Here is a 15,180-nt window from a genome sequence, read left to right on the forward strand (position 1 = left end):
CACCGCAACAAATACCCGTCGCTGGTCCCATGCGCCCGCCGGAGGACCTAGGACTGATGACCGGGTCCGGTCCGGGGGCGCCGGGGGCCGCGCGGTCCGGCCGGTGAGGGCAGCGCCCGGCGGGTGGCTACGGTGTGGGCAGGTGGGTCGGGGCGAACAGCTTCAGGAGGGCCGGGAGGACCACCACGGACGGGCCGGGGGCCGCCAGCGCCTTCGCGAGGTCGTCCCGCAGCGCCTCGGGGGTCGTACGGACCGCGGGCACCCCGAAGGATTCGGCCAGTGCGACGAAGTCGGGGCGGGCCAGCTCGGTGCCGGTGGTCTCGCCGAAGGCGTCGGTCATGTACTCGCGCAGGATGCCGTAGCCGCCGTCGTCGACGATCAGCCAGGTGACGGGAAGGTCGTACTGCCGGGCCGTGGCCAGCTCGGCGATCGAGTACATGGCGCCGCCGTCGCCGGAGACCGCGAGGACGGGCCTGCCGACGTCGGCCGCCGCCGCGCCCAGGGCCGCCGGGAAGCCGTAGCCGAGACCGCCTGCGCCCTGGCCGGAGTGCATCGGGCCGGGCCAGGCGGACCAGGCCCAGTAGGCGAGGATCGTCATGTCCCAGAAGCTCGGGGAGGTGGCGGGCAGCGCCTCTCGTACGGAGGCGAGCACCCGCTGTTCCAGGGCCAGGTCCTGGGCGTCGATCCGGCTCCGTACCTTCGCCAGCACCGTACGGACGGCGTCCCGCGCGGACTCGCCGGCCGCCGGGCCGGTGCGTGCCGTCACCGACTCCAGGAGCGCCGACAGGGCCTCCCGCGCGTCGGCGTGGATGCCGAGGGCCGGGAGGTTGGACTCCAGCTTGCCGAGGTCGGCCTCGATCTGGATCACCCGGCCGCGCGGGCGGAAGGTGTAGTAGTTCGACGACAACTCCCCGAGGCCGGAGCCGACGACCAGCACCACGTCGGCGTCCTCCAGGAAGTCGGTGGTGTGCCGGTCCTCCAGCCAGGACTGGAGCGACAGCGGATGTTCCCAGGGGAAGGCGCCCTTTCCGCCGAAGGTGGTGACGACGGGGGCGGCCAGCTTCTCGGCGACGGCCCGCAGCTTCCCGGCGGCGTCCGCCCGTACGACCCCGCCGCCCGCGATGATCACGGGGCGCTCCGCGTGGGACAGGGCGTGGGCCGCCACGGCGATCAGCTCCGGGCGCGGCGGCAGTTCGCGCGGGGTGGCGTCGACGGCGGTCACGAGCGGCAGTGTCGTCTCTTTCAGGAGGACGTCCTGCGGGATCTCGACCCAGACGGGTCCGTGCGGTGCGGTGAGCGCGGACTCCCAGGCCGCGGCGATCGCGGACGGGATCTGGGAGGGCGCCCGGACGACGTGGACGGACTTGACGACGTCGCGGAACGACGCCTGCTGGTCGCGCAGTTCGTGGAGGTAGCCGTGTCTGCCGCCGCCGAGGCCCGCCGAGGGGATCTGGCTGGAGATCGCGAGTACGGGTGAGGACGCCGCCGCGGCCTCCTGGAGGGCGGCGAGCGAGGTCAGGGCGCCCGGTCCGGTGGACAGCAGCAGGGGCGCGGCCTCGCCGGTGACACGGCCGTAGGCGTCGGCGGCGAATCCGGCGTTGTTCTCGACGCGCAGGCCGACGTAGTCGAGGCCGGAGCGGCGCAGGGCGTCGAACATGCCCAGGGCGTGCTGGCCGGGCAGGCCGAAGACGGTGGTGGCGCCGAGGCCGTGCAGGGTCTCGATCACGAGGTCGCCGCCGTTGCGCCCGGCGGGCGGGTTCAGGGCCCGTGCGGTCTGCTCGGGGGTGTAGCGGGGGACCTCGTGGTGGTGGTCGTGTGTCACTTCGCGCGGTCCTCCGCGATCTGGCGGGACATGATCGTGGTCAGTTCGTACGCCGTGTGGGAGGCGGCGACGGACGTGATCTCCGCGTGGTCGTACGCCGGGGCGACCTCGACCACGTCGGCCGAGACGAGGTGGCAGGAGGCCAGCCCCCGGAGGATTTCGAGGAGTTCGCGGGAGGTGAGCCCGCCGGCCTCCGGCGTGCCGGTGCCGGGCGCGTGGGCCGGGTCGAGCACGTCGATGTCGATGGAGATGTACAGCGGGCGGTCCCCGATGCGCTGCCGGAGCCGGTCGGCGACCTCGTCGACGCCCCGCCGCATGACGTCGGCGGAGGTGACGATGCCGAAGCCCATGCGGTGGTCGTCGTCCAGGTCCTTCTTTCCGTACAGCGGCCCGCGGGTGCCGACGTGGGAGAGGGCCTCGGTGTCGAGGACGCCTTCCTCGACGGCGCGGCGGAACGGGGTGCCGTGGGTGTACTCGGCGCCGAAGTAGGTGTCCCAGGTGTCCAGGTGCGCGTCGAAGTGGAGCAGCGCGACGGGGCCGTGCTTCCTGGCGACCGAGCGCAGCAGGGGCAGCGCGATCGTGTGGTCGCCGCCGAGGGTCATCAGGCGCGCCCCGGTGGAGAGCAGGCCGTCGGCCGCGGCCTCGATCGTGTCGACGGCCTCGTTGATGTTGAACGGGTTGGCGGCGATGTCACCGGCGTCGGCGACCTGCGCGAGTGCGAACGGCGACGCCTCCTGGGCGGGGTTGTACGGGCGCAGCAGGCGGGACGCCTCGCGGATGGCGTTGCCGCCGAAGCGGGCGCCGGGCCGGTAGGACACGCCGCTGTCGAACGGGACGCCGACGACGGCGACGTCGGTGGTCCCGACCTCGTCCAGCCTGGGCAGCCGGGCGAAGGTGGCGGGCCCCGCGAACCGGGGCACGCGGGAGGAGTCGACGGGCCCGCGCGGGCCGTCTTCCCGGCTCTCGGCCGCCGTGGCGCCGGGGGTGTCGGGTCCTGTTGCGCTGCTCATGCTCGTGGCGCCCTTTCGTGGTGCGTGTACGTGTCCAGGATGCCCCGCGCCACCGACAGCGCCGACAGGGGGCGCCGCAGGTGGGCGGGGCTCGGCTCGTGCCCGGGTCCTGCCCGGCCGTGCCGGTTGCAGTGCGGCCGTGCCGCGCCGTTGGTCAGCCCGTGCTCGTGGCGGGGACGGAGGGCTCGCGGGCGCCGTCCCGTCCGGGCTCGGCGCCGCCCGGTCCCTCGCCCGCGAGACGGCGGCGCCACGCGGCCAGCACGTCCGGGTCCGTCGGCTTCGTGAGGAGGCTGACGACGAGGTACACGGCGAGCGAGGCGAGCAGTCCGTAGTAGATGGGTTCGTTGGCCAGGATGCCGTACGCCGCCATGAGGGAGATGACGGTGATCCCGCCGACGACCATCGCGGCGAGCGCGCCCTGCACGGTGCCGCGCTTCCACAGGAGGCCGCCGAGGATGGGCACCAGCAGGCCGCCGACGAGCAGGTTGTAGGCGACGGTCAGCGCCCCGACGACGTCGTTGAGGGCGATGGCGATGCAGATGACGGCGATGCCCATGACCAGGATGAAGGCGCGGTTGTCCCGTACCTCGTCCCGCTCCCCCGCCACCTCGGGCCGGCCGGCCCGCTGCCCGAACAGCTCCCGCAGCCGCGCCCAGATGTCGTTGTTGGCGACGGTGGCGCAGGCGATGAGCGCGCCGGAGGACGTCGACATGACGGCGGCGAGGGCGGCGGCCAGCACCAGTCCCCGCACGCCGGGCGGGAGTTCGTCCTTGACGATGGTGGCGAACGCGTCGTCGGCGCTCGGCAGCTTGGGGTAGAGGACCTTGGCGGCGGTGCCGATGACGGCTCCGGCGATCGCGTAGACCAGGCAGTAGGTACCGGCGACGGTGCCGCCCCAGCGGGCGGTGGAGTCGCCGCGCGCGGTGAACACCCGCTGCCAGATGTCCTGCCCGATCAGCATGCCGAAGGTGTAGATCAGCACATAGGTGAAGATCGTCTCGCCGCCGATGCCCAGGGGGTCGAAGTACTCCGTGGGAAGCCGCGCCTTCATCTCGCCGAACCCGCCCGCCTTGACGACGGCGATGGGCAGCAGGAGCAGCAGTACGCCGATCGTCTTGACGACGAACTGCACCATGTCGGTGAGCGTGATCGACCACATGCCGCCGAGGGTCGAGTACGCGACGACGATCGCGCCGCCCAGGACGATCGCGACGGTGCGGTGCATGTCGAACAGGACGTCGAAGATCGTGGCGTACGCGATGGTCGAGGTGACCGCGAGCATCAGGGTGTAGCCCCACATCACCAGTCCGGAGATGATGCCGGCGCGTCCTCCGTACCGGAGGTCGAGCATCTCGGAGACGGTGTAGACCTTCAGCCGCGCGATGCGTGCGGAGAAGAACACCGACAGGGCCAGCAGTCCGAGGCCGATGGTGAAGACCATCCAGGCGCCGGAGAGACCGTACTGGTAGCCGAGGCCGACGCCGCCGATGGTCGACGCGCCGCCGAGGACGATGGCGGCCATCGTGCCGGAGTACATCCCGGGGCCGAGCCGGCGGCCCGCCACCAGGAACTCGGCCTTGGACCTGGCACGGCGCATGCCCCACCAGCCCATGGCGAGCATGCCGGCGAGATAGACGACGATCACCGCGTAGTCCACAGCCATGGGGCTTCCTCCTGATCGACTCCGGGGGGAACCGGGGGGTCCGGTCCGTGTCGGGCCTTGTGCGAGTCGACGGTAGGTGGCCGGAATGGAACGCTGAAGTGTACGTTTCATCCATTCTTTCCGCCGCCGATGGATGGACCGTCCATGCCGGAACCCTCCGCTCCGCCTCCCACCCCGCCGGTCTCGCTGGCCGCGCTGCTCGCGGACGGCTCGCTCGGCCTGCGGCTGATCGCGGGCCTGCCGGACACCCGGACCGAGCGGGTGGCCGTCCACTGGGTGCACACCTCGGAGATGGCCGACCCCTACCCGTATCTGCTCGGGGGTGAGCTGCTGCTGACGGCGGGCGTCCAGCTGACGGACGCGCACGCCGAGACCTATGTGAAGAGGGTCGTGGAGGCGGGTGCGGCGGCACTCGGCTTCGGGGTCGCGCCGGTGTACGACACGGTGCCGGACAGCCTGGCCGAGGCGTGCGGCCGGCACGGGCTGCCGCTGCTGGAGATCCCCCGGCGCACCCCGTTCACCACCGTGGCGCGCGGGGTGTGGCGGCTGATGGCGGAGGCCCGCCACCGGGAGCTGCGCCGGGTCACCGAGGCCCAGCAGGGCCTGGCCGCGGCGGCGGCCCGGCCGGATCCGGTCCCCGCGGTGCTGCGGCAGCTCGCGGTGCGGCTCGGCGGGCGCGCGGTGCTGTTCGCCCCGGACGGCGCGGAGTTGCACGCCACGGGGCGCGACCCGGCGCCGGGATCGCGTACGGCGCTGGCCCGGCTGGCCCGTGTGGTCAATCCACCGGGCGCCGCGTCCCCGCCGGCCTCCGCCACCGACACCGTCGGCGGCGCGCGTCTGGCCGCGTACGCGCTGGGCGGCGGCCAGGGCCTGGTCCTCGGTGTCGCCGCCGGAGGCCGGGAGGCCGGGGACCACACCGTCACGGGCATGGCCGTCGTCCTGCTGTCGCTGCTCACGGCGCCGCACCAGGGCGCGGCGGAGGCCGGGCGCTCGGCGGCCCTCGTACGGCTGCTGCTGGGCGCCACGCCCGCCGAGGCGGCTCCGCTGCTCGGCCCCGGGCCCTGGACGGTGGTGCACGCGCACGGCGGTGACACGCCCTTCGCCCCGTCCGCGCTGGCGGCGGCGCTCGGCAGCGCCCTGGCGGAGACGGACGGCGCGACGGTCCGTGTGCTCACCGACCGGCCGGTCACCGCCCAGCCGGGCTGGACGCTCGGGGCGAGCGCCCCCGTCGGCCCCGCGGCACTGGCCGAGGCCGACACAGACGCGGGGCGAGCGCTGCGCCACGCGGAGGCCACGCGCGCCGGCCTGGTCCACCACCGCGAGCCGGGCCCGGACGCCCTCACCGCGCTCGTGCCTCCTGAAGAGGCCGCGGCCCACGCCCGAGCCCGCCTGGCCCCGATCGCCGGCTCACCGGCACTGACCGAGACGCTGCGCACCTGGCTTTCCCTGCACGGCAGTTGGGACCGTACGGCGGTGGCCCTGACCGTCCACCGCAACACGGTGCGCCAGCGCATCGCCCGCTGCGCGGCGCTGCTGAACGCGGACCTGGACGAGGCGGACGTCCGGATGGACCTCTGGTTCGCGCTGCGGCGGCTGTGACGGCGCCGACATCCCCAGTCCCTGGACACCCGTGCGAACCGCCGGGTAACTTTGAAATGAGCAAGCGCTTAGACAGCGAGTCAGAGCGAGAGTGAGGGCTTCCGTGCGCCGCAGCGTTTACAACGAGGACCACGAGGCGTTCCGGGAGACCCTGCGCGCCTTCATCGAGGCCGAGGTCGTGCCGGTCTACGACGAGTGGTACGCCGAGGGCCTGGTCCCCCGCGAGTTCTACTACAAGCTCGGCGAGCTGGGCGTCTTCGGGATCGAGGTGCCGGAGGAGTACGGCGGCGCGGGTGAGGAGTCGTTCAAGTTCCAGGCGATCGTCTCCGAGGAGTGCGCCCGCGCAGGTGTCTCCTTCGGAGGTTCCGGTGTGCATGTCGCGCTCTGCCTGCCGTATGTGAAGGCGTACGCCACCGAGGAGCAGAAGAAGCGGTGGCTGCCCGGCTTCGTGACCGGCGAGACCATGTACGCCATCGCCATGACCGAGCCCGGCACCGGCTCCGACCTGGCGGGCATGAAGACCACGGCCAAACTCTCCGCCGACGGCTCGCACTACGTCCTCAACGGCGCGAAGACCTTCATCACCGGCGGCGTGCACGCCGACCGCGTCATCGTCTGCGCCCGCACCGCCCCGCCGAGCGCGGAGGACCGCAGGCACGGCATCTCGCTGTTCGTCGTGGACACCAGGTCCGAGGGGTACGCGGTCGGGCGCAAGCTCGACAAGCTGGGCCTGAAGTCGTCGGACACCGCCGAACTGTCCTTCAGCGACGTCAAGGTGCCCGTCGACGACCTGCTCGGCGAGGAGAACAAGGGCTTCTCCTACCTCGGCCAGAACCTGCCGCAGGAGCGGCTGGGCATCGCCGTCGGCGCGTACGCGCAGGCGTCGGCCGCGATCCGGTTCGCCCAGGAGTACGTCCAGGACCGCACCGTCTTCGGCAAGACGGTCGCCTCCTTCCAGAACACCAAGTTCGAACTGGCCGCCTGCAAGGCCGAGGTCGACGCCGCCGAGGCCGTCTGCGACCGCGCGCTCGAAGCGCACGACGCGGGCGAGCTGACCGCCGCCGAGGCCGCGTCGGCGAAGCTCTTCTGTACGGAGGTCGCGCACCGCGTGATCGACAAGTGCCTCCAGCTGCACGGCGGCTACGGCTACATGAACGAGTACCCGATCGCCCGTCTCTACGCGGACAACCGCGTCAACCGCATCTACGGCGGCACCAGTGAGGTCATGAAGATGATCATCGCCAAGTCCATGGGTCTGTAGAACGTCGAGCGATCAGAGCGGTGAACGCACTGGAGTCCCTCGTCGATCTGCTCGACCTGGAGCGGATCGACGAGGACATCTTCCGCGGCCTCAGCCGCCCCGCGGCGATCCCCCGTGTCTACGGGGGCCAGGTCGCCGCACAGGCCCTGGTGGCGGCGGGCCGTACCGTCCCCGCCGACCGCCCGGCGCACTCCCTGCACTCGTACTTCCTGCGGGCGGGCGATCCGGGCGCGCCGATCGTCTACACGGTCGACCGCATCCGCGACGGCCGGTCCTTCACCACACGCCGGGTGGTGGCCGTCCAGCACGGCCGGCCGATCTTCCACCTGTCGGCGTCCTTCCAGACGTACGAGGAGGGCCTGGAGCACCAGAGCGGCATGCCGGCCGCGCCGGATCCCGAAAGCCTGCCGACGGCGCGGGAGTTGCTGCCGAGGTACGCGGACCGGTTCACCGACCCGTCCGTGGCCGGCCGGCTGCTGGAGGCGCGGGCGGCGGTGGATCTGCGCTATGTGGACGCCCCGCCGTACGCCACGGCCGGGGAGCCGCGCGAGGCCCGCTCACAGGTGTGGTTCCGCACGGCCGGCAAGCTCGCCGACGACCCGCTGCTGCACGTCTGCATGGCCACGTACGTCTCCGACATGACGCTGCTGGACTCGGTGCTGCTCGCTCACGGCCGGGGCGGCTGGGCGACCGGTGACATCGTCGGGGCGAGTCTGGACCACGCGATGTGGTTCCACCGCCCCTTCCGCGCGGACGAGTGGCTGCTGTACGACCAGACCTCACCGTCCGCGTCCGGCGGCCGCGGGCTGGGCCAGGCCCGGATCTACACCCAGGACGGGCGGCTCGCGATCTCGGTGATTCAGGAGGGCGTCATGCGTGTGCCCAGGGAGCGCGGCTGAGCCGGGCCGCTCCTCGGCGCCGGGACCCGCCGGGGCCACGACGCGGTCGCGCGCGGCCTCCTGTGGAGGTGCCGCGTGGGGTCCGGGGGCGCCGCCGGGGGGACGCGGCGCGCGCCGGGCCTCAGACGGTGTTCGTGAGGCCCGCCTCGTTCAGCAGGTACTCCGTCATCGGGTCGTAGAAGCGGGGGTTCGTCACATGGTCGTCGAGCGGGACCGTCACCTGGAGGGTGCCCTCGGCCTCACCGATGAACAGGGCCGGGTCGTTGCAGTCCGCGTAGCCGATCGAGTCGAGTCCCCGCTGGCCCGCGCAGCCCGCCCAGCCGTGGTCGGCGAGCACCAGGTCGGGCTGCGGTCTGCCCTCGCGCTCCAGGCCGTCCAGGATGGCCCGCATCGGCTCGGGCGAGTGGGTGTGCCAGAGCGTGGCCCCGCGCTCCAGCATCGCGACTCCCGCGAACTGGAAGACCATGCCCTCGTCGGCCATGAGCCCGCCGGGGATCCGGACGATCTCGCAGCCCGCCAGCCGCAGCGCGTCCGCCGTCTGCCGGTGCACGTCCAGCAGCCCGCCCGGGTGGCCGGTGGCGAACAGCACCCGCTCCCGGCCCGCCGCCGCCTTGCGCAGCCGCGCGGCCATCCGCCCCAGGGCGTCGACGGTCAGCTCGGGGTCGATGGTGTCCTGGCCGTGCCGGTGCTCCGGATCGTCGCTGACTCCGCACCGCTCGGCCATCACGGCGAGCACGTCCTGCTCGTCGTTCCAGCGGTCGCCGAGCTCCAGGCCCAGCCAGAAGTGGCGGTCGCCGTTGGCGAGCTTGCGATAGTGGGAGAGGTTGTTGTCCCTGGGAGTGGCCACGTCTCCGGCGATACGCGTGCGGACGAGGTGGTCGACGAGAGCTTCGCGGCTGGGTATCGGCATGACCCCATTGTGCCGTCAGGTGTCCGCGCGGTGCCGCTCGTCCCGTTGACCGGACGTCACGACGAACAGAGGAGCCCCTGTGCCGCCATCACCCGGTCCCGGCCGTCCCGTGGAGAACTTCGCCCTGCCCGGCGGAGTGCTCGACGGCGACGACACCTTCGTACGGAGGGAGTACCGCCTCGACGAGCACCGGGGCAGCCCCCTGGTCCTGGCCTTCTACCCGGGTGACGACACCGCCGTGTGCACCCGGCAGCTGTGCTCGTACTCCAGCGGCCTGGAGACGTTCACGGAGCTGGGGGCCGAGGTCTGGGGCATCAGCCCGCAGGACGTCGACAGCCACGAGGCGTTCGCCCGCAGGTACCACCTGCGGATCCCGCTGCTCGCCGACACCGACCGCGCGGTGGCGCGGGCGTTCGGGATCGCCGCCCCCGGGATCGGGCTGCGCCGGGCGGTCTTCCTGATCGCGCCGGACGGCACCCTGCGCTGGAAGCACGTGTCGCTGCTCGGGGCGACGTTCCAGTCGGTGGAGACCCTGGCCCGGGAGCTCGCCGCGCTGCGCGCCTGACCACCCCGGGCGGACCGGCGACCGCCCGTCACGCGCCCGGCGCGCCGTCCTCCTCACCGAGGGCGGCGAACGCGCCGTGCGCCAGGCGGCGCAGGAGCGTTTCCGCCACCGCCCGCCGGGGGGTGCCGCGCCCGTCGGCGCTCAGGTGCGGTGTCGAGTTCAGCAGGCCGAAGACGGCGTGCACGGCGCCGCGCGCGACCGGCTCGGGAACGTCCCGGTGGATCTCGCGGACGACACCGACCCACAGCTCCACGTACTGGCGCTGGAGCTGCCGTACGAGCTTGCGGTCGCTGTCCCGCAGCCGGTCCAGTTCACGGTCGTGCAGCGTGATCAGCGGGCGGTCGTCCAGCGCGAAGTCGATGTGGCCGTCGATCAGCGAGGCGAGCACGGCCGCCGGGTCTCCGGCGGAGGCCGCCACCCGCTTCCTGCCGCCGTCGAGGAGCCGGCCGCTGATACCGACGAGCAGCTCGGCGAGCATGGCGTCCTTGCCCGCGAAATGGCGGTAGAGGCCCGGCCCGCTGATGCCGACGGCCGCCCCTATCTCGTCGACGCCCACGCCGTGGAAGCCGCGCTCGGCGAAGAGCCTGGCGGCCTCGTTGAGGATCTGCTCGCGGCGCGTCGGTGCCGCGGTCCTGGTGCCCATGGAGAACCATTCTAGACAGGAGGGTTAGCGGTCGTTAACCTGAGCAGAATACGTTAACGCTCATTAACCCTGCGAGGGAGCTCGATCGATGCAGCAGGCACCCGTGCTGGCGAGCGCCGCGGACCCGGCCTCCGAGAGCTGGCGTGTGAACGAGGCGGCGCATCAGCGGCTCTCCGAGGCTCTGCGCGCCCGGCTCACCGCCGCCCGGCTCGGCGGCGGAGAGAAGTCCCGCGCCCGGCACGTGGCGCGCGGCAAGCTGCTGCCCCGCGACCGGGTGGACACCCTGCTGGACCCGGGCTCGCCCTTCCTGGAGCTGGCCCCGCTGGCGGCGGAGGACATGTACGGGGGCCAGGCGCCCGCCGCCGGGGTGATCGCCGGGATCGGCCGGGTCAGCGGCCGTGAGGTGGTCGTGGTCGCCAACGACGCCACGGTCAAGGGCGGCACGTACTACCCGATGACGGTGAAGAAGCATCTGCGCGCCCAGGAGGTCGCGCTGGAGAACAGACTGCCGTGCGTCTATCTCGTGGACTCGGGCGGCGCCTTCCTGCCGATGCAGGACGAGGTCTTCCCCGACCGTGACCACTTCGGCCGGATCTTCTACAACCAGGCGCGGATGTCCGGCGCCGGCGTCCCCCAGATCGCGGCCGTGCTCGGCTCCTGCACGGCGGGCGGCGCGTACGTCCCGGCGATGAGCGACGAGGCCGTGATCGTCCGCGGCCAGGGCACGATCTTCCTGGGCGGCCCGCCCCTGGTGAAGGCGGCGACCGGCGAGGTCGTCACCGCCGAGGAGCTGGGCGGCGGCGAGGTCCACTCCCGTACGTCGGGGGTCACGGACCACCTCGCCGAGGACGACGCGCACGCGCTGCGGATCGTCCGCACCATCGTCTCGACTCTCCCCGAGCGCGGGGCGCTGCCCTGGAAGGTCGAGCCGGCCGAGGAGCCGAAGGTCGACCCCGCGGGGCTGTACGGGGCGGTGCCGGTCGACTCGCGCACGCCGTACGACGTGCGCGAGGTGATCGCCCGGCTGGTGGACGGCTCGCGGTTCGCGGAGTTCAAGTCCGAGTTCGGCACGACGCTGGTGACGGGCTTCGCCCGGATCCACGGCCACCCGGTGGGAATCGTCGCCAACAACGGCATCCTGTTCTCCGAATCGGCCCAGAAGGGCGCGCACTTCATCGAGCTGTGCGACCAGCGCGGCATCCCGCTGCTCTTCCTCCAGAACATCTCGGGCTTCATGGTGGGCCGCAGTTACGAGGCGGGCGGCATCGCCAAGCACGGCGCGAAGATGGTGACGGCCGTGGCGTGCGCCCGCGTGCCCAAGCTGACGGTCGTGGTCGGCGGTTCCTACGGGGCGGGCAACTACTCGATGTGCGGCCGGGCCTACTCCCCCCGCTTCCTGTGGATGTGGCCCAACGCCAAGATCTCGGTCATGGGCGGGGAGCAGGCCGCCTCGGTGCTGGCGACGGTCAAGCGCGACCAGATCGAGGGCCGCGGCGAGCAGTGGCCCGCCGAGGAGGAAGAGGCGTTCAAGGACCCGGTGCGCGCCCAGTACGAGACGCAGGGCAACGCCTACTACGCGACGGCGCGGCTCTGGGACGACGGGGTGATCGACCCGCTGGAGACCCGTCAGGTGGTGGGTCTGGCGCTGACGGCCTGCGCCAACTCCCCGCTTCCCCAGAAGGACAGCAACGCCCCCGGCTTCGGCGTCTTCCGGATGTGAGTGACAGATGACCACCAGGACGATCAGGACCTCCCAGCCCATGACCAGCATGTTCGACACGGTCCTCGTCGCGAACCGCGGCGAGATCGCGGTGCGCGTCATCCGGACGCTGCGCGCGCTCGGCATCCGTTCCGTCGCGGTCTTCAGTGACGCCGACGCCGGTGCCCGGCACGTACGTGAGGCGGACACCGCCGTACGGATCGGCCCGGCGCCCGCCTCCGAGAGCTATCTCGTGAGCGACCGGCTGCTGGAGGCCGCCGCCCGCACGGGCGCCCAGGCGGTCCACCCCGGCTACGGCTTCCTCGCGGAGAACGCGGACTTCGCGCGGGCCTGCGCGGACGCCGGTCTCGTCTTCATCGGCCCGACCGCCGACGCCATCTCACTGATGGGCGACAAGATCCGCGCCAAGGAGACCGTGGCGGCGGCCGGAGTGCCGGTGGTGCCCGGCTCCTCGGGCAGCGGACTGAGCGACGACCAGCTGGCCGAGGCGGCCAGGGAGATCGGGATGCCGGTACTGCTGAAGCCGTCGGCGGGCGGCGGCGGCAAGGGCATGCGGCTCACCCGCCTGGAGTCGGCCCTGCGCGACGAGATCGCGGCGGCCCGGCGCGAGGCCCGCGCCTCCTTCGGCGACGACACGCTCCTGGTCGAGCGGTGGATCGACCGGCCGCGCCACATCGAGATCCAGGTGCTGGCCGACGGGCACGGCAACGTGGTCCATCTCGGGGAGCGCGAGTGCTCCTTGCAGCGCCGCCACCAGAAGATCATCGAGGAGGCGCCGTCCGTCCTGCTGGACGAGAGGACACGGGCGGCGATGGGCGAGGCGGCGGTGCAGGCGGCGCGCTCCTGCGGCTACCGGGGCGCGGGCACGGTGGAGTTCATCGTGCCGGGCGAGGACCCGGCGTCGTACTTCTTCATGGAGATGAACACCCGCCTCCAGGTGGAGCATCCCGTCACCGAGCTGGTCACCGGTCTGGATCTGGTCGAGTGGCAGCTGCGCGTGGCCGCCGGTGAGCGGCTTCCCTTCACCCAGGAGGACATCACCCTCACCGGGCACGCGATCGAGGCCCGGATCTGCGCGGAGGACCCCGCGCGTGGCTTCCTGCCGGCGGGCGGCCGGGTGCTGTCGCTGCGCGAGCCGGAGGGTGAGGGGGTGCGGACCGACTCGGGCCTGAGCGAGGGCACGGAGGTCGGGAGCCTGTACGACCCGATGCTGTCGAAGGTGATCGTGCACGCCCCGGACCGCGCGACGGCGCTGCGCCGGCTCCGGGCGGCCCTGGCGGAGACGGTGACGCTGGGCGTCCCGACCAACGCCGGCTTCCTGCGGAGGCTGCTGGCCCACCCCGCCGTGGTGGCGGGCGAGCTGGACACGGGCCTGGTGGAGCGGGACGCGGACACACTGGTGCCGGCGGAGGTGCCGGCCGAGGTGTACGAAGCGGCGGCGGCGGTCCGGGAGCACGGGCTGGCCCCCGCTCGTTCCCCGGAGGGCGGCTCCGGAGGCGGCTGGACCGATCCCTTCTCCGCACCGAACGGGTGGCGGATGGGCGGCATGACCGTGCCGGTGGCCCACCATCTGCGCGTACCGGGACATGAACCCGTCACCCACAGGCTGCTCGGCAGCGGCGCGTCCCGTGTGGAGGCCGACCGGGTCACCGTCACCGTGGACGGGATGACGCACACCTTCCACCGGGCGGACGACTGGCTCGGCAGGGACGGCGACAGCTGGCACGTACAGGACCACGATCCGGTGGAGGCGGCGCTGCTCGGAGCCGCCGGCGCGGGTGGCGTCGACGCGCTCACGGCCCCGATGCCCGGCACGGTCACCGTCGTCAAGGTGGCGGTCGGGGACGAAGTGGTCGCCGGGCAGGGCCTGTTGGTGGTGGAGGCGATGAAGATGGAGCACGTCGTCGCGGCCCCGCACGACGGGACAGTCACGGAGCTGGACGTGACGGCGGGCTCCACCGTCGCCATGGACCAGGTACTGGCCGTGGTCGCGCCCGCCGCCCCCACCGGGAACACCCCCACCGGGAGCACCGCCACCGACAGCACCGCCGCTGACGGTACGGCCGCCGCGGGCCCGGTCGCCGTCGAGGTCACCGCCGTCCCCGCCGCGGCGGCCGGCGTCGCCGTCCCCACGGCTCCCGAGGAGGAGAAATGACGCTCCCCATGACCGTCATGGACGAGGGCCTGCCGACCCGGATCCGGATCCACGAGGTGGGCGCGCGCGACGGCCTCCAGAACGAGTCGGCGATCGTCCCGACCGAGATCAAGGCGGAGTTCATCCACCGCCTCGCCGCCGCCGGACTCACCACCATCGAGGCGACGAGCTTCGTCCACCCCGACTGGGTGCCCCAACTGGCCGACGCCGAGCGGCTGTTCCCGATGGTGCGCGATCTGGAGGACGTACGGCTGCCCGCCCTCGTCCCGAACGACCGGGGCCTGGACCGGGCGCTGGCCCTCGGCGTCCGTCAGGTGGCCGTCTTCGCCAGCGCGACCGAGTCGTTCGCCAAGGCCAATCTGAACCGCACGCTGGACGAGTCGCTCGCCATGTTCGAGCCGGTCGTGGCCCGCGCCCGCGACGAACGGCTCCATGTCCGGGGCTATCTGTCGATGTGCTTCGGCGACCCGTGGGAGGGCCCCGTCCCCGTCGACCAGGTCGCCCGCCTCGTCAGGACACTCGTCGACATGGGCTGCGACGAGGTGAGCCTCGGCGACACGATCGGCGTGGCCACCCCCGGCCATGTGCAGAGCCTGCTCGCCACCCTGATCGAGGAGGGCGTGCACCTGTCGAGGGTCGGCGTGCACTTCCACGACACCTACGGCCAGGCGCTCGCCAACACCTTCGCCGCGCTCCAGCACGGGGTGACCACCGTGGACGCGTCGGCGGGCGGCCTCGGCGGCTGCCCCTACGCCAAGAGCGCCACCGGGAATCTCGCCACCGAAGACCTCCTGTGGATGTTGCAGGGCCTCGGTATCGACACCGGGGTCGACCTCGGCCTCCTCACCGCCACCAGCGTGTGGATGGCCGGACAACTGGGGCGACCCAGCCCCTCCCGCACCGTCAGCGCCCTCTCCCACAAGGAGTCCTAGC

General features: G+C 72.7%; 12 protein-coding genes. 7 read left to right on the plus strand and 5 right to left on the minus strand.

What is annotated here, in order from left to right; genetic code table 11:
• Nucleotides 1-127: 127 nt before the first annotated feature.
• From ACZ61E_RS18140 to ACZ61E_RS18150, 3 genes are all read right to left on the minus strand, one after another.
• Nucleotides 128-1,822, minus strand: coding sequence for a thiamine pyrophosphate-binding protein (locus tag ACZ61E_RS18140; protein ID WP_469700615.1), 1,695 nt, complete (start codon nt 1,820-1,822; stop codon nt 128-130).
• Complete coding sequence (gene speB, locus ACZ61E_RS18145) at nt 1,819-2,832, minus strand: agmatinase (protein WP_469700616.1); 1,014 nt, start codon at nt 2,830-2,832, stop codon at nt 1,819-1,821. Before speB ends, ACZ61E_RS18140 begins: the two co-directional genes overlap by 4 nt.
• Before the next feature lie 154 nt (nt 2,833-2,986).
• On the minus strand, nt 2,987-4,495 hold the full coding sequence (locus ACZ61E_RS18150) for a sodium:solute symporter family protein (RefSeq protein ID WP_469700617.1): 1,509 nt from the start codon (nt 4,493-4,495) through the stop codon (nt 2,987-2,989).
• A gap of 144 nt (nt 4,496-4,639) precedes the next feature.
• Here ACZ61E_RS18150 and ACZ61E_RS18155 point away from each other — a divergent pair, with 144 nt between their 5' ends.
• The 3 genes from ACZ61E_RS18155 (at nt 4,640) to ACZ61E_RS18165 (ending at nt 8,254) form a co-directional block, all read left to right on the plus strand.
• Nucleotides 4,640-6,094 (plus strand): PucR family transcriptional regulator ligand-binding domain-containing protein, encoded by a 1,455-nt coding sequence (locus tag ACZ61E_RS18155; RefSeq protein WP_469700618.1) that lies wholly within the window; start codon nt 4,640-4,642, stop codon nt 6,092-6,094.
• Nucleotides 6,095-6,197: 103 nt separating this feature from the next.
• A complete protein-coding gene (locus tag ACZ61E_RS18160; protein ID WP_469700619.1) occupies nt 6,198-7,355 on the plus strand; it encodes an acyl-CoA dehydrogenase family protein in 1,158 nt (385 codons plus the stop codon).
• A 20-nt stretch (nt 7,356-7,375) separates the two neighbouring features.
• The gene (locus ACZ61E_RS18165) at nt 7,376-8,254 is read left to right on the plus strand and encodes an acyl-CoA thioesterase (protein ID WP_469700620.1); all 879 of its coding nucleotides are present in this window, start codon (nt 7,376-7,378) and stop codon (nt 8,252-8,254) included.
• Nucleotides 8,255-8,375: 121 nt separating this feature from the next.
• Here the strand turns inward: ACZ61E_RS18165 and ACZ61E_RS18170 are convergent, their stop codons facing one another.
• A complete protein-coding gene (locus ACZ61E_RS18170; protein ID WP_469700621.1) occupies nt 8,376-9,164 on the minus strand; it encodes a phosphatase in 789 nt (262 codons plus the stop codon).
• A 79-nt stretch (nt 9,165-9,243) separates the two neighbouring features.
• On the opposite strand from ACZ61E_RS18170, the gene ACZ61E_RS18175 reads away from it, so the two are divergent.
• Nucleotides 9,244-9,729, plus strand: a complete 486-nt coding sequence (locus ACZ61E_RS18175) for a peroxiredoxin (RefSeq protein ID WP_469700622.1) — start codon at nt 9,244-9,246, stop codon at nt 9,727-9,729.
• Between the two features lie 28 nt (nt 9,730-9,757).
• Here the strand turns inward: ACZ61E_RS18175 and ACZ61E_RS18180 are convergent, their stop codons facing one another.
• On the minus strand, nt 9,758-10,372 hold the full coding sequence (locus ACZ61E_RS18180) for an SACE_7040 family transcriptional regulator (protein WP_469700623.1): 615 nt from the start codon (nt 10,370-10,372) through the stop codon (nt 9,758-9,760).
• Between the two features lie 88 nt (nt 10,373-10,460).
• Between ACZ61E_RS18180 and ACZ61E_RS18185 the strand changes: the two genes are divergently transcribed.
• The 3 genes from ACZ61E_RS18185 to ACZ61E_RS18195 are packed head-to-tail and all read left to right on the plus strand — an operon-like array spanning nt 10,461 to nt 15,179.
• Nucleotides 10,461-12,092 (plus strand): carboxyl transferase domain-containing protein, encoded by a 1,632-nt coding sequence (locus tag ACZ61E_RS18185; protein ID WP_469700624.1) that lies wholly within the window; start codon nt 10,461-10,463, stop codon nt 12,090-12,092.
• A 40-nt stretch (nt 12,093-12,132) separates the two neighbouring features.
• A complete protein-coding gene (locus ACZ61E_RS18190) occupies nt 12,133-14,247 on the plus strand; it encodes an acetyl/propionyl/methylcrotonyl-CoA carboxylase subunit alpha (RefSeq protein ID WP_469700705.1) in 2,115 nt (704 codons plus the stop codon).
• On the plus strand, nt 14,244-15,179 hold the full coding sequence (locus ACZ61E_RS18195; protein ID WP_469700625.1) for a hydroxymethylglutaryl-CoA lyase: 936 nt from the start codon (nt 14,244-14,246) through the stop codon (nt 15,177-15,179). Before ACZ61E_RS18190 ends, ACZ61E_RS18195 begins: the two co-directional genes overlap by 4 nt.
• Nucleotide 15,180: the final 1 nt, after the last annotated feature.

Source organism: Streptomyces sp. NPDC104581, assembly GCF_055583685.1.